At 51.2% G+C, this 26,977-nt stretch carries 1 protein-coding gene; it reads left to right on the forward strand.

From position 1 onward, the window contains the following. Positions 1-31 precede the first annotated feature (31 nt). Positions 32-26,971, forward strand: a complete 26,940-nt coding sequence (locus MKX74_RS26645) for a non-ribosomal peptide synthase/polyketide synthase (protein ID WP_341180325.1) — start codon at positions 32-34, stop codon at positions 26,969-26,971. The last annotated feature ends 6 nt before the right edge of the window (positions 26,972-26,977 follow it).

Raw genomic sequence — 26,977 nt, forward strand, 5'->3', positions numbered from 1 at the left:
CCTTACAATCGAGAGGATGGGTGTAATATTTATGCATGATGATGTTCAGTTATTCCCGTTAACCAATGCCCAACAGCGAATTTGGTATACCGAGCTGCTGTATCCGAATACCTCCGTCTCTCTACTTCTAGGGACTGTAAAATTCAAAGGAAACATGAATCTGGATGCCTTGATGCGCTCCATTAATATGGTGATCGAGCAATACGATGCATTTCGCATCCGCATTACGTCCGAGAACGGGATACCTCTGCAATATATCGTTCCTTTTGAATATAAGGAGTTCACTTGTCTGGATGCAGCCGATTTTGCTGGAGCAGACGAACTGAATGCCTGGCTGGAGCGTCATATCCAGACACCATTTGAGCTTCTGGAGAATGAACTCTTCCATTTCCTATTCATAAAAATCAGTGATGATGAGTACTGGTTGAGCGTCAAGATGCATCACATTATTTCGGATGGCATATCGATGATACTATTCGGAAATCAGCTGACGGAATATTATATCGAATTCATCCGGGGTATGGCTCCATCCCTGGGTGAGCAGCACTCCTATATCGAATATATCGAGGCGGAGAATACATACGTGGAGTCTGATCGCTTCGCCAAGGATAAAGCGTTCTGGAACGATAAATTTGCGGAGCTTCCAGACATGACAGGACTGAAGCCATACAATCCCTTACTGCTCAGCACCGCTGCCCGTAGAGAACACTTCACCGTAGACCATGAATTATATAGGCAGATTCAAAAATTCTGTCAGGAGAACAGGGTCAGCTTGTTTCAATTTTTTATGGCGGCCATGTACATCTACATTCATAAGGCGACTGGCGAGAAGGACATCGCCATTGGCACCTCCTTTGCCAACCGTTCGACCAAGAAGGAAAAAAATACGGTAGGTATGTTCGTGAGCACCATCGCCGCTAGATCCCTTGTCGACCCTGGGGTCGATTTGATGAGCTTTGTATTAAGCGTAGCCAAGGAGCAAATGGCCCTGCTACGCCATCAAAAGTATCCTTATAACCTTCTCATTCAGGATTTAAGATCCTCTCAGCACCACAAGGACATTCAGCGCTTGTTCGGAGTATCTATGGAATATCGCCCGGTGAGCTGGGTGGACCTGGATGATGTTCGCATTCATACAGATTATGATTTTGGTGGAGACGAGGTTAATGATCTCGTGCTGCATATTGCAGAACTACTGGATGAAGATCAATTGGTGCTGCATGTTGATTATCGCATTCACCTATTTGACGCTGAGGAGATTGCCCACATCATTCGGCAGCTCATGTCCATATCCGGGTATATTGTGCACAATCCCGAGCACAGCATCTCAGAGATATCCCTAATGGATGAGCAAGAAGCCAATACCATATTAACAGTATTTAATGATACTCAAGCAGACTTTCCTAGAGAGCACACCATTCATCGTATATTCGAGGAGCAAGTCATGCAGACCCCGGAGCAAGTAGCCGTCATACTCGGCGACAACTGCCTCACCTACCGGGAGCTGAATGCCCGTGCGAACAAGCTCGCCCGTACGCTGAGACAGCAAGGAGTCCATGCGGATCATCTCGTTGGTCTGATGGCAGAACGCTCACTTGATATGATCGTAGGTATTCTGGCCATTTTGAAGGCTGGCGGAGCTTATGTCCCTATCGACCCAGAATACCCGGAGGAACGCATCCATTACATGCTGGAGGATTCCGGGGCAGAGCTGCTGCTGCTGCAGGCTCATTTGCAGGATCGTGTGCAGTTTGCCGGACGTATCGTATTCCTGGAGGATGTGACCTATAGCAGCGAGGATGATACCAATCTGCCATCGATCAACACTCCAGCCGACCTCGCTTATGTCATCTATACATCAGGAACGACGGGCAAGCCAAAGGGTACGCTTATTGAGCATAAAAATGTAGTACGTCTTCTCTTTAACAGTCACAATCGCTTCGCATTCGGACCCACTGATTCATGGACTATGTTCCATTCCTTCTGCTTCGACTTCTCGGTCTGGGAAATGTACGGAGCGCTGCTATACGGCGGAAAGCTGGTCTTGGTACCCTCCCTTACTGCCAAGAATCCGGCACAGTTCCTGAAGCTGCTGGAAGAGCAGGAGATCACGATTCTGAACCAGACACCTACGTATTTCTATCAGCTGTTGCGCGAGGCGCTGGCTGCTCCGCAGCAAAAGCTGAGGGTACGCCAAGTGATCTTCGGAGGCGAGGCCCTGAGTCCACAGCTCTTGAAAGAGTGGCGGGCCGCCTACCCGAATACACAGCTAATCAACATGTATGGAATTACAGAGACAACGGTCCACGTTACATACAAAGAAATTACCGAAGTCGAGATTGAGCAGGCAAAGAGCAATATCGGCGGTCCTATTCCGACGCTAAAGGTGTACGTGCTTGATGAGCACCGAAGACTGTTACCGATTGGCGTAGCTGGGGAGATGTATGTAGCTGGAGATGGACTTGCGCGTGGTTACCTGAACCGCCCGGAATTGACAGCGGAGAAATTCGTGGACAATCCCTTTGAGCCCGGGGAACGAATGTATCGTAGCGGTGACCTCGCTCGCTGGCTGCCGGACGGTAACATCGAGTATTTGGGACGGATTGACCATCAGGTGAAAATTCGTGGCTATCGGATTGAACTAGGAGAAGTAGAGACGCAGCTCGCCAAAGTGGAGGAGATTCAGGAGGCCGTCGTATTGGCCAAGGAAGATACTCACGGAGAGAAGCAGCTATGCGCATACTTCGTGGCAAGTCGGCCTCTGACTGTCGGAGAGCTCAAAGACAGACTTTCGGAGAATTTACCAGCCTATATGCTCCCGGGCTACTTCATACAGCTTCCGAGCATGCCGTTAACATCCAATGGCAAGATTGACCGCAGGGCACTGCCAGCGCCTGAAGGCCATATGAACACGGGTGAAGCTTATATAGCACCTCGCAATGAACGTGAGGCACAGCTTGCACGGATCTGGGAAGGCATACTGGGGCTAACAGCTGTTGGCGTGAAGGATAATTTCTTCGAGATCGGGGGTCATTCCCTACGCGCTACGCTCATGACCGCCCGTATAGAGAAAGAATTAAATATGAACCTCTCTTTGCGAGAGGTATTCCAGGCACCGACTATTGAGCAAATGGCTCAGTTGTTGGAAGGAAGAGCACATAGCACATACACAGCTATCCCTGTTATTGAGACACAGGCGTATTACCCGGTCTCTTCGGCTCAAAAGCGGCTGTATCTGTTGAGCCAGCTTGAGGGTGGAGAGATTAGCTATAACATGCCTGGTGGGATGCTTGTTGAGGGTAATCTGGACCGTAAGCGTGTGGAGAAAGCCTTCCAACAGCTGATTCAGCGGCATGAAACATTAAGAACGAGCTTTGACATAGTTGGTGGGGAGCCCGTACAACGTGTACACGCAGAGGTTCCATTTGCCATCGAGTACACTCAAGCGAAGGAGCAAGACGCAGAAGTCTGCATTAATCGTTTCATTAGAGCATTCGACCTTCAGACGGCTCCTCTTCTCCGTGTAGGATTGGTCGAACTGGACATGAATCGTCATTTGCTGCTCTTTGACATGCATCACATTATTTCCGATGGAGTATCCATTCGTATACTGGTGGATGAATTCAATCGCCTGTACGAGGGACTGGGTCTTCCCGCGCTACGAATACAGTACAAAGACTACGCAGGCTGGCAATTGAGGCAGGCACACACTGACCGTATGAGCACACAAGAGACATATTGGCTGAATTTGTACCAGGATGAATTACCGGTGTTGGAGCTGCCAACAGATTTTACAAGACCACCTGTCCAGAGCTTCGCCGGGAACTCAGTGGAATTTGTATTGGATCAATCCCGTACGGCGGCATTGCAGCAGCTTGCTACACAGACTGGCTCTACCTTGTTCATGGTACTTCTCTCGGCTTACACCGCATTACTTCATAAATACACCAGACAAGAAGACATCATTGTAGGCACACCCATTGCTGGCAGACCACATGCTGATCTGGACGGCATCATCGGAATGTTCGTGAATACACTGGCAATCCGTAGTTATCCGGCTGCGGATAAGACCTTCGTTCAGTATGTACAGGAAACAAAGGAAGCCTCCCTAAAAGCCTTTGAACATCAAGATTATCCGTTCGAGGAGCTTGTAGACAAGCTGGATCTCCGGCGCGATCTAAGCCGCAATCCCCTGTTTGATACGTTATTTGTGCTGCAAAATGTTGAGCAAGATACGCAGGAGCTCGATGGCTTACAATTCAAGCCCTATCCTCATTCACATCAGACAGCCAAGTTCGATCTGACACTCCAGATCACCGAGGGCGTCAGCGAGTTGGCATGCAGCATGGAATATGCTACCTCGCTATTCCAGCAAGATACTGTGGAACGGTTGGCGCAGCACCTGCAGCAGTTGATTGACGTTATCATAGCTAGACCTGAGACGAAGCTGTCAGCGATTGAGATCATTACACCTCAGGAACGGGTGCAGATTGTGGAGCAGTTCAATGCAACTGCAGCAGACTATCCACGCAATAGCACAGTTCATCAGCTATTTGAGGAGCAAGCCGTATTGAATGGTACGCAGGTTGCTCTCGTATATGAGGGTGTAGAGCTTCAATACCACGAGCTTAACAGTCAAGCTAACCAGCTAGCGCGAACACTTAGAGAGCATGGCGTCGTTCGGGATCAACCTGTAGCGATCGTGGCCCATCGCTCGACTGAGCTGATGGTTGGTATTCTAGCCATTCTCAAGGCCGGAGGAGCTTATGTAGCTATTGATCCAGATTATCCAGCCGAGCGTATCAGCTACATACTGGAGGATTCGGGAGCACAGCTTCTGCTTACCCGTGGTCATGATCTGGATCGTACAGATATTGATTTTGTTGGCCAAATGCTTCATTTGAATGACACCGAGATCTACGCACAAGACGGCACGAACCTTGATTCCGTGAATATGCCTACTGATTTGGCTTATGTAATCTATACTTCAGGAACAACTGGCCAGCCCAAAGGCGTCATGATTGAACACCGGAATGTCGTTCGTCTGGTGAAAAATACGAATTATGCTGTGCTTGATGACAACACACGTATATTGCAGACAGGTGCGATTACGTTTGATGCGTCTACCTTTGAAATATGGGGAGCTTTGCTGAATGGCGGTCAGCTCTATCTGGCTAACAAGGATGTCATCCTGGATGCCTACAAGCTGCAACAGACCATTGAAGATTATGGCATTACGACAATGTGGCTGACCTCCCCTCTCTTCAATCAGCTGTCACAGCAGAACAGCCAGATGTTCCGTTCTATGAAGACATTGATTAGCGGCGGGGATGTACTCTCCGTGCAACATATTAACCGGGTACTCCAGGACAATCCAGCGCTCCACATTGTGAACGGCTACGGCCCGACTGAGAATACAACCTTCTCGACTACCTATCAGATCCCTGGCCTGCTCATGGAATCAGCACCCATTGGACACCCCATTAACAATTCTACAGCTTATGTTGTAGATAGCATGATGAAGCTTGTCCCAATTGGGGCCTGGGGTGAGCTGATCGTCGGCGGGGATGGTGTAGCACGTGGATACTTGAATCGTCCGGAGCTGACGGCAGAGAAGTTCCTGCAAGACCCGATTCGAGCAGGTGAACGCTGCTATCGTACCGGAGACCTGGTGCGCTGGCGGCCTGACGGCACGCTTGAATTCAAAGGTCGGATAGATGAGCAGGTGAAAATCCGTGGCTATCGGATTGAGCTAAGTGAAGTTGAGGCACAGCTGTTACAACTGGAGGAAATCCAGGAGGCTGTCGTCATTGCACGTGAAGACGATCATGGACAAAAACAGCTGTGTGCCTACTTCACAGCCGATAGCCGGCTGAATGCACGTGAGCTACGGAGCACATTGGGCAACAAGCTGCCTAGCTATATGATTCCATCCTATTTCGTGCAGATCGAGCAATTGCCACTGACAGCCAATGGGAAGGTCAATCGCAGGATGCTGCCTGCCCCTGAGGTTAACGTTCATACCGGAAATGAATATGTGGCACCACGGACTGCGGTAGAGCAAGCACTGGCATCTGCCTGGCAGAGCGTGCTTGGTGTGCGTAATATCAGTATTCATGACAGCTTCTTCGATCTGGGTGGCGACTCTATCAAGTCGATTCAGGTATCCTCCAGGCTGTTCCAGTCCGGTTATCGTCTGGAAATGAAGGAGCTCTTCAAAAACCCGACAATTGCAGGCTTGAGCCCATATGTACAAGCAGCAGGTCGCGTTGCTGAGCAAGGTGTCGTTACAGGCTCCACTGCCCTGCTCCCTATACAGCATTGGTTTTTTGAACAGTATGGAGCCTCTGCGCACCATTTTAACCAGGCAGTTATGCTATTCCGGGAAGATGGGTTCCAAGAAGCGGCGCTTCGTCGTGTCATGACACGAGTTGTTGAGCATCACGATGCGCTACGTCTCGTATTTCGTCAGACGGATTCAGGATATCAGGCATGGAATCGCAGCATCTCGGATGGTGAATTATTCACCCTGGAGTGTCTTGACCTTCAAGGAGAGGCTAACCCAAGCGCAGCCATAGAGGCTAAATCCAATGAGATTCAAGGAAGCATGGATCTGACGAATGGTCCTTTGTTGAAAATGGGTCTGTTCCGATGCACAGATGGAGATCATCTGCTCATCGTTATTCACCATTTAGCTGTGGATGGTGTGTCGTGGAGAATTCTGTTCGAGGATATTTCAGCAGGCTATGAGCAGATCATGAATGACCAGGAGATCCAGTTGCCGTTAAAGACCGATTCGTATCAGGCCTGGGCACAAGAGCTGTCACTGTATGCTGATGGGCAGGCTATGGAATCAGAGCGCCTGTATTGGGAGCAATATCGTGATATCCAGCTGGAGCCACTGCCCAACGATGAGCCACTAGTTACGTCTACAATAACTGACTCTGCTACGGTCACAGTTCAATGGAGCGAAGAAGAGACAGAGCTCCTGCTTAGACAGGCTAACCGGGCCTATAGCACGGAGACGAATGATCTGCTTTTGACTGCACTGGGCCTAGCCATTCAATCCTGGTGCGGTATCGAGCAAGTAATGGTCAATCTGGAAGGACACGGACGGGAGCCAATTATCCCGGGGATTGATATCACGCGTACTGTCGGCTGGTTCACCACCCAATTCCCTGTTGTTCTGGATATGGGTCACAGTGAGCTGTCATACCAGATTAAGAAGATCAAGGAGAGCATGAGGACTATCCCCCATAAGGGGATTGGATTTGGCTTATTGAAGTACCTGTCCGAGCACACGGAGAAGAATTTCGATCATCTCAAGCCTGATATCAGCTTTAATTACCTGGGCCAATTCGACCAGGATCTGAGCCATAGCTCCTTGCGCCTGTCCCCTTATTCGACGGGTCGTGCAGTGAGTGAGCATGCCGAGCAGATCTATGCCTTGGACATGAACGGATGGATTAACGGAGGGATACTGCAGCTCGACATCAGCTATCGCCCTACCCAGTACCACCAAGAGACGATGGAGCACCTGGCTGGCCTTATTCACACATCCTTGCAGAGCGTCATCCAGCATTGTGCAGCCAAAGAATTCCCAGAGCTGACGCCTAGCGACCTGCTACTGAAGGGACTTGGCATCGAGCAGCTTGAGCAGCTGTCAGAGCAGCATCGTCATATCGGCGAGATCGAGAATGCTTACATGCTGACGCCTATGCAGAAGGGCATGTTCTTTCACAGTCTTCTGGAGTCTGATTCATCATCCTATTTTGAGCAGGCCACATTCGAGTGGCATGGCCCATTCGATCCGCAGGGCTTCAAGCAGAGTCTGGACGCTTTGTTACAAAGACATTCTGCACTTCGCACCAATTTTCATAATGGCTGGGGTGACCCGATACAGATCGTGTACCGCACCAGACACAGTGAGTTCAATTATGAGGATTTGAGCGATCTTGATGAGCTTCAGCGCGAAAGCAAGATTAAGCACTATATTGATAGTGATCGGACCAGGGGCTTCGATCTGACGCAAGATGTGCTACTCCGTGTATCTGTACTGAAGAAGGATAAGGACGATTATCTGCTGATCTGGAGCTTCCATCACATCATCATGGACGGATGGTGTGTACCGCTCATCACGCGGGAAGTATTCGATGTCTATTTGGCTGCTCAGCAACAGCAGGCCATTGAGCTGGCGCCAGCTGTGCCTTATAGCACTTATATCGAATGGCTTGAGCGTCAGGACCATGAGTCCTCTGCTCAGTATTGGAATGATTACTTGGCTGATTACGAGCAACACACACAGCTTCCACAGGCGCTGCACAGCAGCAAGTCAGCATCCTATGTCTCCAAGCAGCTGGCGTGCAGTCTGGGTACGGAACTAAGCAAGCGTATCGAGCAGGTAGCCAAAGGGCAGCAGGTGACGGTCAATACCCTGATGCAGACCGTGTGGGGTATTGTCCTGCAAAAGTACAACAACAGCAGAGATGTCGTCTTCGGCAGTGTTGTATCGGGAAGACCTGCCGAAATTCCAGGCATTGAGAGCATCGTAGGCTTATTCATCAATACCATTCCAGTGCGTGTGAAGGCTGATGCTACTATACGTGTCTCTGAGCTTGTTAAGCACCAGCAGCAGCAATATCTGTCCTCTCACGCCCATGATACGTTCCCTCTATATGAGATACAGGCGCAGACAGGACAGCAGCATTTGATTAACCACATCATGGTGTTTGAGAACTATCCCGTAGAGGAGCAGATCGAAGTGTTGGGTGGCGATCAGGCTGCCTTTAAAATTACAGATGCCGAGCTCTTTGAGCAGACGAATTATGATTTCAATCTAATTGTATTGCCAGGCGAGGAGTTCAACATTGTATTCCGCTTCAATGAGCTTGTCTATACGCAGGCCAGTATTGAACAGATTCAGGGACATTTCGTTCATATGCTCAAGCAGGTGGTTAACGAACCGGATCTTTGTGTGAGTGAGCTAACACTGGCAACACCACATGAGGAAGCACAGCTGTCACTCCTCAGCCAAAATGCAGTGATAGCTTATCCGAAGGAGAAGACACTGCAGCAGTTATTCGAGGAGCAGGTCGAGTCTACCCCTGACAACACAGCTCTCGTCTTCGGAGATGAGCAACTGACCTATAGACAGCTTAATGAGAAGGCCAATGGATTGGCGCATACACTGCGTGCATACGGTGTCCAGGCCAATCAGCCTGTCGGAATTATGACGGAACGGTCGCTGGAGATGATCGTTGGTCTGCTTGCCATACTAAAAGCAGGCGGAGCCTACGTGCCTATCGATCCGCAATATCCGGAGGAACGCATTCGCTTTATATTGGAGGATTCACATGCCACCGTACTGCTGGCTCATCCGCAGGTCAGGGATCGAGCGAAAGCGTTCAACGGACTCATACTGAATCTATCCGCAGAGGGTAACGATCTGTACGACACTGGCAACCCGACACCTGTGAATGGTCCTGATTCGTTGGCATGCATCATCTATACTTCCGGCTCGACTGGTAAGCCGAAAGGCAACCTGACGATGCACTACAATATTAGTCGCGTCGTGAAGGACACGAACTATATCCGCTTCTCTCCACAGGATCGTGTCCTTCAGTTGTCCAGCTTCTCATTCGATGGCTCGACATTCGACATCTATGGGGCTCTTCTGAACGGAGCTTCACTGGTGTTAATTCGCGGCGAACAGGTATTGGATGCGCGAGAGCTGGCGGATGTGTTGCAGACAGAGCACATTACGAAGTGCTTCATGACCACCGCCCTCTTCAATACACTCACAGATATTGATGTGAGCTGCTTCGACACGCTGGATACCCTCCTATTTGGTGGGGAGAAGGTGTCTGTTGGGCATGTGCGGAAGGCCTTGGCCAGACTCGGTCCCGGTCGCATCATTCATGTCTATGGACCGACGGAAAGTACAGTATTCGCCACCTACCATGCGGTGAACGAGCTGGACGAGGCCGCACATACGGTGCCTATTGGCCAACCGATCAGTCATACCTCAGCCTACATTATGGATCTGGATCTTCATCCATTACCAGCAGGTGTCCCTGGGGAGCTATACATTGGTGGTGACGGATTGGCCCTGGGCTATTTGAACCAAGCGGAGCTGACTGCCGAGCGCTTCATTGCTTCTCCATTCGTAGCCGGTGAACGCTTGTATCGGACAGGCGATCTGGTCCAAATGCGACCAGATGGTCAGATCGAGTATATAGATCGTATTGACGCACAAGTGAAGATTCGTGGCTATCGCATTGAATTGGGCGAGATAGAAGCGAATTTACGGAAGCTGAATTCGGTACAAGAAGCTGTCGTTGTCGTCTATGAGGATCGCACGGGACAGAAGCATCTGGCAGCCTACTATACAGCAGCCAGCACCTTGCTGTCCGAAGGTACATTGAAAGAGGAGCTAACACAAGTGCTGCCAGCTTATATGGTTCCAGCTTATTGGATTCAGCTGGATCGCTTGCCGCTGACTCCGAACGGCAAGATCGACCGTAAAGCATTGCCTGATCCACAAGTGAGCCGGGCAGACGGTGCACATCAGGAGCCACCAAGGACGCCTACCGAAGCACAGCTGGTGACCCTCTGGCAGGACGTGCTGGGACTCGACAGCGTGGGCATCAGAGACAACTTCTTCGAGCTAGGCGGTCATTCCCTGCGGGCTACCAATCTGGTTGCACGCATCTCTAGGGAGATGAATGGACAGCTCGCCCTCAGAGAGGTATTTCAGTTCCCGACCATTGAGCAGCTTGCCGGGCTACTGGATAACCGAGGACAGTCAGTTCACGTGTCCATTCCGCTTGTGGAGCAACGAAGCTATTACCCTGTATCCTCGGCGCAGAAGCGTTTGTACGTACTGAGCCAGCTGGAGGGCAGTGAGCTTAGTTACAATATGCCGGGCTCCCTGCTGGTGGAAGGACAGCTTGACCGGGCAAGGCTGGAAGAAGCCTTCCACCAACTCATCGCTCGGCATGAGACCCTAAGAACAAGCTTCGAGATCGTCGACGGCGAGCCTGTACAGCGCGTACAGGATGAAGTGTCATTTATGGTGGAATACGAGCAGATTAGAGAAGAAGAGACATCAGAGCACATGCGTGCGTTCATTCGTCCCTTCGATCTCCAGCAGGCTCCACTGCTTCGAGTCGGCTTGCTAGAGTTGGAGCCTAAGCGCCATCTGTTGCTGTTCGATATGCACCATATCGTATCCGATGGAGCCTCGATGGGTGTGCTGGTGGAAGAATTCATTCAGCTGTATGAAGGGAATTCACTGCCAGCACTTCAACTGCAGTACAAGGACTATGCTGTATGGCAGCATTCCGAGCTTCATAGCGAACGCCTGTCTCAGCAGGAGGAATACTGGTTGAATGTGTTCCGTGGTGAGCTGCCTGTGCTCGACCTGCCTACCGACGGTGTCAGACCAGCGCTTCAAAGCTTCAAGGGAGACCAGATCGAATTCGTGATCGACGCCGCCAGAAGTGATGCGATCAGACAGCTTGCAGCAAGTACAGGATCTACCTTGTATATGGTGCTTCTATCTGCGTATACCTGCCTTCTGCACAAGTACACGGGTCAGGAGGATCTGGTTGTAGGTACCCCTATTGCGGGAAGACCACATAGTGAGCTGGAGCACCTGATCGGTATGTTCGTCGGCACACTGGCACTCCGTAACTACCCTTCTGGGGAGAAGACGTTCCTCGACTATCTGCAGGAGGTCAAGGAGAACGCCTTACGAGCCTACGAGCATCAGGATTACCCATTGGAGGAGCTTGTCTCGAAGCTGAATTTGAAAAGGGATCTCAGCCGTAATCCATTATTCGACACGATGTTCGCACTCCACAACTTTGAGCAGGTAGAACGGGGGATTGACGGTCTGTCCTTCAGTACCTACCCACACGAGCACCAGGTCGCCAAGTTTGACCTCATGCTCAATGTGACCGAGCAAGACAATGAACTCGCGTGCAGTCTCGAATATGCCACCGTGCTGTTCCGACCAGATACAGCTAAGCGGATCACAAGCCATTTCGTACAGATTCTTGATGCGGTGATTCATGCACCCGAGACGAAGCTGGCTGAGATCGACATGATTACGCCAGCAGAGCAGCTGGAGATTATGGAGCAATTCAACGCGACCATAGCCGACTATCCAAAGGATACAACGATTCATCAGCTGTTCGAGGCGCAAGTGGCCAGAACGCCTGAGAAGACCGCTATCATTTTCGAACACACTAGCATGACATATCAGGAGCTGAATGAACGTGCGAACCAATTAGCCAGGACGCTGCGGGCCGCAGGTGTACAGGTGGATCAGCGTGTTGGACTGATGACGGAGCGGTCGCTAGAAATGATGGTAGGGATCTTCGCGATCTTGAAGGCCGGTGGAGCCTATGTGCCGATTGATCCAAGCTACCCGGAGGATCGTATCCGCTATATGCTGGAGGATTCGGGCGCACAGCTGTTGCTGCTGCCAAGTCATTTGCAACCACCAATTCAATTTGCTGGACAGACCTTGAAGCTCGACGAGGCGCAGTCATATCACATGGATGGTTCAAATTTGCAGCCGGTGGCTGGACCACTGGACATGGCCTATGTGATCTATACTTCTGGCTCCACAGGTAAGCCAAAAGGCGTGATGGTCGAGCATCGTTCGGTCATCAATCGCCTGAACTGGATGCTGGAGCTGTACCCGTTCGAGCCAGGGGAAATCATCATGCAGAAGACAGCGATTACGTTCGACGTATCCGTATGGGAGCTGTTCGGCTGGTCGCTGGTGGGGGCAAGCTTGTGTCTGCTTGCGGTGGACGGAGAGAAAGACCCTGAGGTCATCCTAGACACCATTGCTACACACAGGCTTAGCAGAATCCATTTCGTACCGGCTATGCTGCATGTCTTCTTGGAGTTTGTTGAGCGTCGGGGCATACCGGCACAAAGCAAGTTATCTTCATTGAAGCTGGTGGCTACAAGTGGTGAGGCATTGACGCCATCTCAAGCTGAGAGATTCCATCAATATGTCTCATCAGTCAGTCAGGCGAAGCTAGTGAACTTGTACGGTCCGACGGAAGCAACAGTCGAAGTATCCTATTTCGAGGTGCACCCGAACATCACTTATAGAGCGATCCCAATCGGTAGGCCGATCTCCAATATTCGACTTTATGTCCTTAGCGAGGGAGGAAAGCTGCAGCCAATTGGCGTGCCGGGAGAATTATGCATCGCAGGGGTCGGTGTAGCCAGGGGCTATCTGAATCGTCCAGATCTAACCTCCGACAAGTTTGTAGCCGACCCATTTGTTCCAGGAGGGCGCATGTATCGCACAGGCGATCTTGTACGCTGGCAGGCAGATGGCAACATTGAATATTTGGGTCGTATAGACCACCAGGTGAAAATCCGTGGTTACCGGATTGAACTGGGCGAGGTTGAAGCGCAGCTGCTCAAGGTTAGTGCTATTCAAGAGGCTATCGTTGTTGCACGTGAAGAAGAGAATGGACAGAAGCAGCTGTGCGCCTACTTTACGGCAGATAGTGCCCTGGTAGTAAGCGAGCTTCGGGGAGCACTGGCGCAAGAGCTGCCAGGCTATATGATTCCATCATACTTCGTGCAGCTCACCCATATGCCGCTGAACGCAAATGGAAAAATCGACCGCAAGGCATTACCAGCACCGGAGAGCAGTCTGTCCATGGGACACGAATATGTCTCCCCACGGACAGCGATAGAAGAAGTACTCGCTGCAATCTGGCAAAGCGTACTCGGGATGGACAGAATCAGTATTCATGATAGCTTCTTTGATCTTGGAGGCGACTCCATTAAAGCCATACAGGTGTCCTCAAGACTGATGCAGGCGGGCTACAGGCTGGATATGAAACATTTGTTCAGATATCCTACGGTCTCGGAGCTCAGCCAGCATGTACAAGTTCTCGTTCACACCGCCGACCAGAGCGAGGTGGTTGGCGAGACGCCACTGCTACCGATCCAGCACTGGTACTTTGAGGAGACATCCACAGACCCTCATCACTTTAATCACGCGGTCATGCTGCATCAGGCGGAAGGGTTCGATCTCACTGCCCTTCGCAAGACGATGACCCGAATTGTACAGCATCATGATGCACTGCGGCTTGTGTTCCGACAGACAGATGATAGATATCAAGCGATGATTCGAGGCATTGATGAGGGCGAGTTGTATACGCTGGATATTGCCGATCTTCGTAATGAAGCTGATTGTCATACAGTGATTGAGGCAAAGGCTAGCGAGATTCAACGCAGCATCAATCTGAATACGGGGCCCCTGCTGAAGCTCGGATTGTTCCACTGTCCGGATGGCGACCATCTGCTGATCGTGATTCACCATCTGGCTGTTGACGGTATATCTTGGCGAATCCTGTTTGAGGATATTGCTTCAGGGTATGAGCAAGCGTTAACCGGGCAGGACATTCAGCTACCGCACAAGACAGACTCATTCCGCACCTGGGCACAGCAGCTGTCCTTGTATGCAGCAGGTCCAGCTATCTCATCCGAACGAGCCTACTGGCAGAACCTTGTGCAGACGGCCTCAGCCATTGCACCGCTACCAAAGGACGAGTCCCAGGATAGCCTGTTGCGGAGTCATGTCGATACTATTACTGTGCAATGGAGCGCCGAAGAGACCTTACTCCTGTTGCAGCAGGCCAATCAAGCCTATAACACGGAAGTAAGCGATCTGCTGCTCACAGCCCTTGGCATGGCTGTCCATGCCTGGACTGGAAGTAGTCAAGTATTAGTGAACCTGGAAGGCCATGGACGAGAGGCAATCGTACCGAATGTCGATATTACCCGCACTGTCGGCTGGTTCACAAGTCAGTATCCCGTGATACTGGACATCGGCTCTGGTCAGGGTGTATCAGGTATGATCAAGCGTGTAAAGGAAGACCTGCGGCGCATACCACATAAGGGCATTGGATACGGAATCCTGACCTATTTGTCTGGTGGCCAAGGAAGTGTTGACCATGATTTGCTCCTGCATCCAGACATCAGCTTCAACTACCTGGGGCAATTCGATCAGGATATGGACAACAACAAGCTACAGATGTCATCCTATCCTGTGGGTGCCTCTCTAAGTGAGAAGCAGGCCCAATACTATGTACTCGATATTAACGGTATGATCTCGGACGGTGTACTGTCCTTAAGCGTTGCCTACAACAGACTTCAGTATCATCAAGGCACGATGGAACAGTTCTCTACCCTTCTCCAGGCGAAGCTCAGTGAAGTACTCTTGCACTGTGCCAGCCAGGAGCAGCGAGAGCTGACACCAAGTGATCTGCTGCTATCCGAGCTCAGCATGGAGGAGCTGGAGCAGCTTGTGGGACAGACCCGCAAGATCGGCGAGATTGATAATGTGTACAGACTTACACCCATGCAAAAAGGGATGCTGTTCCATAGTCAACTGGAGCCGGAGTCAGCAGCCTATTTTGAACAGGTTACATTCGGGCTTGAAGGGCAACTGGATGCCGAAGTATTCGCCCAAAGCCTTCATGCTCTAATGCGGCGCCATGATATACTGCGTACCGGTTTTTATGATGGTCTGAATGAGCCCGTACAAATCGTCTATCGAAACAGGCCTTGTGGATTTCTTTACGAGGATCTGCGCCATATGCACAAAGCGGAGTGCGATGCATATATCGAAGCCGTCAGCAGCCGCGATACTAGGGCCGGCTTTGATCTAATGCAGGATACACTCATGCGTGTATCCGTCTTCCGCACGGGGGAGCAGACATATCGTCTATACTGGAGCTTCCATCACATCATCTTGGATGGCTGGTGCGTGCCACTGATGATGCAGGAGGTATTTGAGCACTACACGGCTATCCAACAGCATCGAGAGCCCAGCTTAACACCGGCTGTTCCTTATAGCAGATATATCGAATGGCTGGCGCAACAGCATGATGATGAAGCCTCCTCCTACTGGCTTCACTATCTTGAGGGATACGATCAGCAGACGCAATTGCCGCAGGATGCCGAGCACAGCATGGTAAGCAAGGACGCGGGCTATGTGCTTGAAGAATGGGTATGTGACCTGGGCGAGGAACTGACCCAGCGTATGGAAGCGTTGGCCAAAGAGCATCACGTCACCGTCAATACCTTGATGCAGACCGCTTGGGGTCTAGTTCTGCAACGATATAACGGAAGCCGTGATGTTGTATTCGGAAGCGTCGTATCCGGCAGACCAGCTGATATTTCCGGAATCGAGACGATGATCGGCTTGTTTATTAATACGATTCCGATTCGCATACGAACCAATGATGATGCTTCTTGCCTGGATGTGCTCAAGGCAGCTCAGGAGTCAGCTCTGGCATCGAGCACCTATGACACCTACCCGCTATATGAGATTCAAGCTCATGCTGAACAAAAACAAGGCTTGATCTCCCATATCATGGTGTTTGAGAACTATCCGATGGAGCAGCAATTTGAACAGTCTACAGGCGCTAGTGAGGATGCTTTTGAGATCACGGACGTTCACATGTTCGAACAGACCAACTATGATTTCAACCTAATTGTTATACCGGGGCAGACCCTTCGAATCAGCTACCGCTATAACAGTCTGATCTATCAGAAGTCCGTTGTTGAGCGAATCCAGGGACATTTCGTGCATATTCTGGAGCAGCTTACAGCTCAGCCGAACATGCTGGTCAGCCAGCTTGAACTGGTTACCCCGGCTGAACAATCGCAGCTGATTGGGCAATTGAATGCAACAGCAGCAGCGTATCCGAAGCAGCAAGCCATTCATCAGCTGTTCGAGGAGCAGGTGCTGCGAACCCCTCATCACGTGGCGGTGGTACTCGAAGATCAGCAATTAACCTACTGCGAGCTGAATGAACAGGCCAATCGGCTTGCCCATTATCTTCGCGCCGAAGGCGTCCAGTCCGAGCACATTGTCGGGCTGCTGGTCGAGCGTTCGCTGGAGATGGTCATTGGTATTATCGCCGTCCTGAAGGCTGGCGCTACCTATGTCCCGATCGACCCTGAGTACCCGGACGAGCGAATTCGCTATATCCTGCAGGACTCTGGGGCTAGCCTGCTCCTGACGCAAAGTCATCTGCGAGAGGAGAAGCCCGAGCTGGCAACCTTCGAGGGCAAGCTGGTGAGTCTGGATGATGCACAGGCCTACTCGGACGTATCGGATAATCCGAACGTGAGCGTTATGCCACATGACCTGGCCTATATCATCTACACCTCTGGCACAACAGGACTGCCTAAGGGGGCTATGATCACACACCAGGGACTCGTCAACTATATTTGGTGGGCCAAGAAGGTATACGTGGGTGAGGATTCGCTCGATTTCCCACTGTACTCGTCCATTTCCTTTGACTTGACGGTTACTTCGGTGTTCACACCGTTGATTACAGGCAACACGATCCGGATTTACGCCGGTGAAGATAAGGGCTTGTTAATCCAGCAGATCGTCGAGGATAACCAAGTCGACATTATCAAGCTGACACCAACACACCTGAGTCTCATCAAAGACATGACCTGGGCAGCGACAGGACGCTCCCGCATTCGGAAGCTCATCGTGGGCGGGGAGAATCTCAGCACCCATCTGGCGAGCAGCATCACAGAGCTGTTCGGCGGCGATATCCAGATCTTTAACGAATATGGACCGACTGAGACCGTTGTTGGCTGCATGATCTACCGCTACGATCCAGTCCGGGATACACGGGAGTCTGTACCGATTGGCGTACCTGCTGACAATGTGAGCATCTATCTGCTAGACGCACAGGGGCATCCTGTACCGATCGGAGTGCCTGGGGAAATGTACATTGCCGGAGACGGTGTAGCACGAGGTTATCTGAACAGACCGGAGCTGACCGCGGAGAAATTCGTGGACAACCCGTTCGTACCAGGCGGTCGCATGTATCGCACTGGCGATCTGGCCCGCAGACTCGCTGACGGTCATATCGAATACCTGGGTCGGATGGATGAGCAGGTGAAGATTCGCGGCTACCGCATTGAGCTAGGCGAGATTGAAGCTCAGCTACTGAAAGTGGATGCTGTACAAGAAGTCGTTGTCACCGCCTATGCCGCCGAGGACGGGCAAAAGCAGCTGAGCGCCTATCTGGTCGCTGACCGGCTATTGACAGCGAAGGAGCTTCGCGGGGTGCTGTCCCAGGAGCTGCCTGACTACATGATTCCGTCATACTTCGTGCAGCTGGAGCAGCTACCGCATACTCCAAACGGCAAGATTGACCGCAAAGCCTTGCCTAGTCCACAAGTCACCCGGGTGGATGCTGCACAACAGGAGCCGCCAAGGACGCCTACCCAAGCACAGCTGGCGACCATCTGGCAGGACGTGCTGGGACTTGATAACGTGGGCATCCGGGATAACTTCTTCGAGATCGGTGGTCATTCTCTGCGGGCCACCACGCTGGTAGCACGGATCTCCAGAGAGATGAGTGGACAGCTCACACTCCGAGAGGTATTCCAGTTCCCGACCATTGAGCAGCTTGCTGAGCTGCTGGAGAGCAGGAATCAGGAAGCTCATGTGTCCATACCTGTCGTAGAGAAGCGTAGCTATTATCCTGTATCCTCGGCACAGAAGCGCTTGTACGTGCTTAGCCAGCTTGAAGGCGGTGAGCTTAGCTACAATATGCCAGGCTCCATGCTGGTAGAGGGACAGCTCGATCGTGCACAGCTGGAGGAAGCCTTCCGCCAGCTCATCGCCCGGCACGAGACACTGAGAACGAGCTTCGAGATTGTCGAGGGTGATCCTGTACAGCGTGTAAGGGATGAAGTGCCATTTATGGTGGAATACGCGCAGATCAGAGAAGACGAGACGTCAGCACACATCCGTGCGTTCATTCGTCCCTTCGATCTCCAGCAAGCTCCCCTGCTTCGGGTTGGTCTACTTGAATTGGAGCCGGAGCGCCACCTATTGCTGTTCGATATGCATCATATCATCTCTGATGGTGCCTCGATGGACGTGCTGGTAGAGGAATTCATCCAGCTGTACGAAGGAAGTGCTCTGCCAGCGCTTCGTGTGCAGTACAAGGATTATGCCGTATGGCAGCATTCGGAGCTTCACGGTGAACGTATCGCGCAGCAGGAGGACTTCTGGCTGGATGTGTTCCGTGGAGAGCTACCTGTGCTCGATTTACCTACCGATACACCTCGTCCGTCACAGCGAAGCTTTGAAGGTAAGCAATTGGATTTCGACATTGACTCAGACCAAATGCATGGGCTGAAGCAGATCGCGGAACAGACCAGGTCCACATTGTACATGGTGCTGCTGTCTGCGTATACTACACTGCTTCATAAATATACCGGACAAGAGGATATCATTGTCGGTACGTCAATTGCAGGAAGACCACATGCAGACTTGGAGCGGCTAATCGGTATGTTCGTGGGAACGCTGGCGCTTCGCAGCTATCCTTGTGGAGAGAAGTCGTTCATCGACTACGCACAAGAAATCAAAGAAACGGCTCTTCAAGCGTACGAGCACCAGGACTATCCATTCGAGGAACTCGTAGCTAAGCTGAATCTCAAGCGGGATTTGAGCCGCAACCCTCTCTTCGACACCATGCTTGTGCTTCAGAATACAGAGCAGAGTGAGCGAGAGATTGCCGGGTTGCAATTCAAGCCTTATCCACAAGAGCATGTAGCGGCTAAATTCGATCTGACGCTGTATGTGGCTGAGCATGATGACAAGCTTGTATGCAGCTTCGAATATGCAAGTGCTCTGTACCACCAGACTACGATAGAACGGATGGCTGGGCATCTGCTGCAGATCATTGATGCTATTGTAAGCAATCCGCATGAGAAGCTGTCTGGTGTAGACATCGTAGCACCACAAGAGCGTACTCAACTGGTGGAGAGGTATAATGCGACAGCAGCAGCGTATCCGAAGCAGCAAGCCATTCATCAGCTGTTCGAGGAGCAGGTGCTGCGAACCCCTCATCACGTGGCGGTGGTACTCGAAGATCAGCAATTAACCTACTGCGAGCTGAATGAACAGGCCAATCGGCTTGCCCATTATCTTCGCGCCGAAGGCGTCCAGTCCGAGCACATTGTCGGGCTGCTGGTCGAGCGTTCGCTGGAGATGGTCATTGGTATTATCGCCGTCCTGAAGGCTGGCGCTACCTATGTCCCGATCGACCCGGAGTACCCGGACGAGCGAATTCGCTACATCCTGCAGGACTCTGGGGCTAGCCTGCTCCTGACGCAAAGCCATCTGCGAGAGGAGAAGCCTGAGCTGGCAACCTTCGAGGGCAAGCTGGTGAGTCTGGATGATGCACAGGCCTACTCGGACGTATCGGATAATTCGAACGTGAGCGTTATGCCACATGACCTGGCCTATATCATCTACACCTCTGGCACAACCGGACTGCCTAAGGGGGCTATGATCACACACCAGGGACTCGTCAACTATATTTGGTGGGCCAAGAAGGTATATGTGGGTGAGGATTCACTCGATTTCCCACTGTACTCGTCCATTTCCTTTGACTTGACGGTTACTTCGGTGTTCACACCGTTGATTACAGGCAACACGATCCGGATTTACGCCGGTGAAGATAAGGGCTTGTTAATCCAGCAGATCGTCGAGGACAACCAAGTCGACATTATCAAGCTGACGCCAACACACCTGAGTCTCATCAAAGACATGACCTGGGCAGCGGCAGGACGCTCCCGCATTCGGAAGCTCATCGTGGGTGGGGAGAATCTCAGCACCCATCTGGCGAGCAGCATCACTGAGCTGTTCGGCGGCGATATCCAGATCTTTAACGAATATGGACCGACTGAGACCGTTGTCGGTTGCATGATCTACCGCTACGATCCAGTCCGGGATACACGGGAGTCTGTACCGATTGGCGTACCTGCTGACAATGTGAGCATCTATCTGCTAGACGCACAGGGTCATCCTGTACCGATCGGAGTGCCTGGGGAAATGTACATTGCCGGAGACGGTGTAGCACGAGGCTATCTGAACAGACCGGAGCTGACCGCAGAGAAATTCGTGGACAACCCGTTCGTACCAGGCGGTCGCATGTATCGCACTGGCGATCTGGCCCGCAGACTCGCCGACGGTCATATCGAATACCTGGGTCGGATGGATGAGCAGGTGAAGATTCGCGGCTACCGCATTGAGCTGGGCGAGATTGAAGCTCAGCTACTGAAGGTGGATGCTATACAAGAAGTCGTTGTCACCGCCTATGCCGCCGAGGATGGCCAAAAGCAGCTGTGCGCCTATCTGGTCGCTGACCGGCTATTGACAGCGAAGGAGCTTCGCGGGGCGCTGTCCCAGGAGCTGCCTGGCTACATGATTCCGTCATACTTTGTGCAGCTGGAGCAGCTACCGCATACTCCGAACGGCAAGATTGACCGTAAGGCATTACCGAAGCCTGACAGTAGTCTCCCTACAGGAAGCGACTTCGTAGCCCCAAGGACGGCGATGGAGCAAGCGTTGTCCGCTATTTGGCAGAGCGTGCTTGGCGTAGCAAGAGTCGGCATTCATGACAGCTTCTTCGACCTAGGGGGCGACTCCATCAAGTCTATTCAGGTATCTTCAAGAATGATGCAGGCTGGCTACAAGCTGGACATGAAGCACTTGTTCAGATATCCGACAATTGCGGAACTTAGCCCGTATGTTCAGACCCTTGTACACACTGCCGATCAAGAAGAGGTCGTCGGCGAGACACCGCTGCTCCCGATCCAGCACTGGTTCTTCGAGCAGACACCAGCAGATCCACAGCATTTCAATCATGCGGTCATGCTATATCGGGCAGATGGCTTTGAGCTGACGGCACTGCACCAGACGATGACGCGGATTGTGGAGCATCATGATGCACTGCGGCTTGTATTCCGTCTGACAGATGATGGATATAAGGCCATGAATCGCGGCATTCATGAAGGTGAGCTCTATTCACTGGACGTTGCCGATGTCCGCCATGAAGCGGATTGTACTGCAGCGATCGAGGCAGAGGCTAATGCGATTCAGCGCAGCATCCAGCTGAATGAGGGACCTTTATTGAAGCTTGGATTGTTCCACTGCGCAGACGGGGATCACTTGCTGATCGTCATTCATCATCTGGTTGTGGATGGTGTGTCCTGGCGAATTCTGTTCGAGGATATTGCCAGCGGATATGAGCAAGCCATAAGCGGACAGGACATTCAGCTGCCATATAAGACAGACTCATTCCGCTCCTGGGCGCAGCAGCTATCCTTATATGCCACAAGCCCAGCCATCGAGGCGGAACGGGCCTACTGGCAACAGGTAGAGCAGATGGCTTCAGCCATTGATTCGTTGCCACAGGATTATGAACAGCCTATCGCTCGTGTCCAAGACACAGAGACGGTCATGGCCCAGTGGACTGAGCAAGAGACTTCTCAGCTGCTTACGCAGGCTAATCGCGCCTACAATACGGAAGTAAACGATTTGCTACTGACGGCTCTGGGTATGGCAGTTCACGAATGGACTGGTATGGAACAAGTTATGGTCAGCCTGGAAGGACACGGTCGTGAGGCAATCATACCGAATATTGATATCAATCGAACCGTGGGCTGGTTCACCAGCCAATATCCAGTCGTGCTGAGGATCCAATCTGGGCAGAATGTATCGCGCCATATCAAGCGCGTCAAGGAGGATTTGCGCTGCATCCCACATAAAGGTATCGGTTACGGCATACTCACATACTTATCCGGTAGTGGCGCGCATGAGCACCATGTATCTCCTCTACATCCCGATATCAGCTTCAACTATCTGGGGCAGTTTGATCAGGATTTGGACAGCAATGCCATACACATGTCCTCCTATCCAACAGGTGTGGCTATAAGTGAGAGCCACGTACGAAACTATGTGCTGGACATCAACGGCATGATTGTCGATGGCACGCTAAAGCTCGCTATCAGCTATAGCGGGCAGCAATATCGCAAGGAGACCATGGAGAAGCTAGCCGCTCTGATCCAGAGCAAGCTTCAGGAGATTATTCATAATTGCACAAGCAAGGAACAGGCAGAGCTGACACCAAGCGATGTGCTGCTGCAGGGACTTGAACTGGACGAATTGGACAAGTTAGTGGAGGACACTCGACATATTGGTGAGGTTGAGAATGTATACCAACTTACGCCGATGCAGAAAGGAATGCTCTTCTTAAGCCTCACAGATTCGAATCCAGGCTCCTATTTCGAGCAGTCTGCATTCGCCATCCAGGGAGAGCTGAACATTCAGGCATTTTCACAAGCCTTGGATGCCTTGATGCAGCGACACGATGCCCTTCGTACAGGCATTTATCGTGGTATGGCCGAGCCTGTGCAGGTCGTGTATCGCCATAAGCGCAGCGCGTTTTACTTTGAGGATCTGCTCGAAATGGCTCCCGCCGAACGCAGTGCCTATGCAGACAGCTTCATCGTACAGGATCGATCCCAAGGATTCGATCTGACGCAGAATACACTGTTACGTATCTCGATTCTCCGTGTTGGCAAGGACAGCTATCGTCTCATCTGGAGCTTCCATCATATTATTATTGATGGCTGGAGCGTGCCTCACCTGATGCAGGAGATCTTCGAGCACTATGCTGCGATTGTAGAGCAACGACAACCGGAGCTTGCTCCAGCACCATCCTACAGCACTTATATCGAATGGCTGGAGCAACGTGATCTGAACGCTGCAGCAGAATACTGGAGAGAGTACCTCGAAGATTATGAGCAGCAGGCTCTACTGCCACAGGACACGAATCATGGCAAGGCTGGCGAGTATGTACTAAGAGAGCTCATCTGTAACCTTGGTGAAGACATGACCAAGCGAATTGAACAGCTAGCCAAGCAACAGCAGGTAACAGTCAGCACTATTTTGCAGACCGTGTGGGGTATTCTTTTACAGCGGTATAATAACAGTCTTGACGTTGTATTCGGAAACATCGTATCGGGTAGACCTGCTGAATTACCAGGTATTGAGCACATGGTCGGCTTATTTATCAATACCGTCCCGGTTCGTGTTCGATCAGAGGAGCAGACGATTTTTGCACATTTACTGAGAACACAACAAGATCAATATCTGGCTTCACATGCTTACGATACGTATCCACTCTATGAAATACAGGCGCAGACGGGTCAAAAGCAAAATCTGATTAGCCACGTCATGGTATTTGAGAACTATCCTGTTGAGGAACGTCTTAGCCAATTGGGTCAAGATGATGCTAGTGATCTAAGGATTTCTGATGTGACGATGTTCGAGCAAACGAACTATGATTTTGTGCTCACCATCGCACCAGGCACAGAGCTCAAGCTTCATATGAGATACAATGAGCTAGTATTTGATACGATGACGATTCAGCGAATTCAAGGACATTTGATTCGTCTGTTTGAACAAGTACTGGATCATCCATATGCTCGGCTCCGTGATTTGCAGGTGATTACGACACAAGAGGTAGAGCAAATTAGCAGCTTCCAGGGAGCTCCAGTTGACTACATGCACCATGCAACGCTTCATCAGATATTTGAAGCTCAAGCCGAGTCTAGACCGGAGAACATAGCTCTTGTCTTCGAAGATCATCATCTGACCTACAAGGAATTGAACGAACGGTCGAACGCTCTGGCCCGCACTCTCCGAAACGAGGGAGTCCAGCCAGATGAGGTTGTAGGGATCATGGTAGAACGTTCACTGGAGATGATCGTAGGTATTCTGGGCATACTCAAGGCGGGCGGTGCATATGTGCCGATTGATCCTGAATTCCCTGAAGAGCGCATTCGGTATATGCTGGAGGACTCTGGTGCACAATTGCTGCTCACCCGAGAACATGCGCTGGAGAAGACCCCATTTGACGGCAGCATGGTTAATCTCGATGATCCGTTGGTCTACCATAGGGATCGAACGAATCTGGAGGCTGTCGCGGGGCCAACCCACCTAGCCTATGTCATCTATACTTCAGGCTCAACCGGCAAGCCAAAAGGGGTTATGATCGAGCATCGCTCCGCTGTTCATACTTTAAGTCAGTTGGAGCGCATGTACCCGATGCTAGACGACGATGCATTCCTGTTGAAGACGACATTCACATTCGACTTCTCTGTACCGGAATTGTTCAGCTGGTTCTTCGGTCAAGGTAAGCTGGTCATACTGCCTCAGGGCTTGGACAAGGACCCGGCCGCGCTACTGAAGGCTGTAGAGCAGCATCGAATTACACACTTGAATCTTGTACCTTCCATGCTCAGCATCCTGGTACAGTATATGAAAGAAGCGGGAGTAGAGCAGATGCGTGCATTGAAATACTTGTTCGCCTGTGGGGAGGCTCTGCCGGCCAAGCTGGTGGAGGAATACTACCAACTGACCCCGAATGCACAATTGGAGAATATTTACGGACCAACGGAAGCTACCGTCTACGCCACGAAATACTCAACAAATCGCGACATTTTGCATGCGACTAATGTGCCGATTGGTCAGCCTTTTGACAATGTGCAGGTCTGGATCATGGACAGTACACAGCAGCTAGCTCCGATTGGTGTCGCTGGGGAACTGTGCATTGCTGGTGACGGCGTAGGCCGAGGATACTACAATCGTCCTGAGTTAACAGCCGATGTATTCGTCCCGCATCCCTTCATAGCAGGAGATCGGATGTACCGGACCGGCGATCTGGCAAGATGGTTGCCTGACGGCAATCTCGAATATTTGGGTCGGATCGACCATCAGGTCAAAATTCGTGGCTATCGAATTGAGCTGGGTGAGGTAGAGGCACAGATTCTGAAACTTCCACCTGTACAGGAAGCGGTTGTCATAGCGCATGAGGATGGACGGGGCCAGAAGCAGCTGTGTGCTTATCTGGTGGCGAATCGCCAGTTGGCTCTTGGCGAGCTGAGAGGCGCTCTGATAGAGGGATTGCCTGCTTACATGATGCCAACTTATTTTATCCAATTAGAGCGTATGCCGCTGACGCCAAATGGCAAATTAGATCGCAAAGCACTGCCACAGCCAGAGAGCGTCGTACGCACCCATGGCGAATATATCGCACCTCGTACTCAACTGGAGAGCGAGCTGGCTACTGTGTGGCAGGAAGTGCTTGGAATCGAAAAGATCAGTATGCAGGATAACTTCTTTGATCTCGGTGGTCACTCTTTAAAAGTACTGCAGCTTATCCAGCAGATTAGCTCTAAAATGAACGTGGCACTTCCGATTCATGCTGTATTTAATGCACCTACGGTTCAGGATATGGCTCTGGAAATTGTAAAATCCGGATTTGCAGCAATCGTAGACCATGAAGAGAGTGAGATGATTCAACTGAATGAGCACGGCTCCATCCGCCTGTTCTCATTCCCGCCAAGAGTCGGCTATGGTCTGGGATATTATGAAATGGCCCGACAGCTGGAGCACACTAGCATCGTGTACGGCTTGGAGTTCATCGGAGATCGTTATACAGGTGAAGAAATGCTGGAACGATACGTTGATTCGATCGTGAGTGTCCAAAAGGAAGGTCCATATGTATTCCTCGGCTACTCGCTGGGTGGCAATCTGGCGTTCGAGGTAGCCAAAGCCATGGAACGTCGCGGTCACACCGTCTCTGATATCATCATGGTCGATGCATTACGCGAGACGAGCAAGGAAGTCATGTCACCGCAAGAGATGAATGATATTATTGATATGCTCCTTGCCAGTGTCTCTGAGAGCTACCGATCATTGCTTGAAGATCCGAGTGAACGTGAGAGAGTCCGGAACAAAATCAAGGCATATACCGAATACAGAAATGAGCTGATCAATGACGGCACTGTCAATGCCAATATTCACGGATTAGTTGCGAATGGTCTACAGACAGGACAGATGCGAGACACTGATGAGCTGTTATGGAGAAATGCAACAACAGGACATCATGCTGAGTATGACGTTATGGGTAGCCATGATGTATTGCTGGAAGCAGGCTTTATAGAAGCAAATGGACTTCTGATCCAGCAAATCATTCAAGAGATTGCAGGACGCATACTACAGACGCACACTACAGCCGAATAGCAACAA

Source organism: Paenibacillus sp. FSL K6-1230, from assembly GCF_038002385.1.
In the GTDB taxonomy this organism is placed as follows: Bacteria; Bacillota; Bacilli; order Paenibacillales; family Paenibacillaceae; genus Paenibacillus; species Paenibacillus massiliensis.